Annotated in this window: 2 pseudogenes; one reads left to right on the top strand and one right to left on the bottom strand. The window is 73.0% G+C overall.

Annotated elements, in window-relative coordinates:
• Positions 1 to 283 (top strand): annotated as a pseudogene (locus tag AC1DPN_RS19525) (MFS transporter); the annotation flags it as partial.
• A gap of 54 nt (positions 284 to 337) precedes the next feature.
• Here the strand turns inward: AC1DPN_RS19525 and AC1DPN_RS19520 are convergent.
• A pseudogene (locus AC1DPN_RS19520) lies at positions 338 to 544 on the bottom strand (30S ribosome-binding factor RbfA); the annotation flags it as partial.

Below are 544 nucleotides of genomic sequence, written 5' to 3'. Positions count from 1 at the left end.
GGGGCTGACGTTCGCGCCGAGCGCGACGGCCGTCCTCGCCGACATGGTGCCCGACGACCACGGGACGGCGAGCTCGGTGAACGCCACCCTGCGGGAGATCGGCGGGGCGCTCGGCGTCGCGACGCTGGTGGCCGTGTTCACCGCGTCCGACGGCACCCTGACGCCCGACGGCTACGCGGTCGGCCTGCAGCCCGCGGCGTACGTCGCCGCAGCGGTCACCGCGATCGGAGCGCTCGTCGTGCTGTTCTGGATGCCGAGGAACACCGGCAAGACGCTCGTCTGAGCCCACGCACGACGAGGCCCCCGGGGATCACCCCGGGGGCCTCGTCGTGCGTGCTCAGTCCTCGTCGTCCTCGTCGGATTTCTTGTACGGGTCCGCGTCGCCCGCGAACGTCGCGGCTGCCGCGAGAGCGGCCACCTCGGCGTCGCGTCGAGCTGCCTCGAGAAGCGCCGCGTCGAGCTGCGCGGACGTGTCCGGCAGCGCGTCGAGGTGGAAGTCGAGCGACGGGGTCAGCCGGATGCCGGTCTGCTTGCCGATTGCCGA

This window comes from Cellulomonas sp. P4_H4 (genome assembly GCF_056400865.1).
This window is presented reverse-complemented; position numbering and strand designations above follow the sequence as displayed.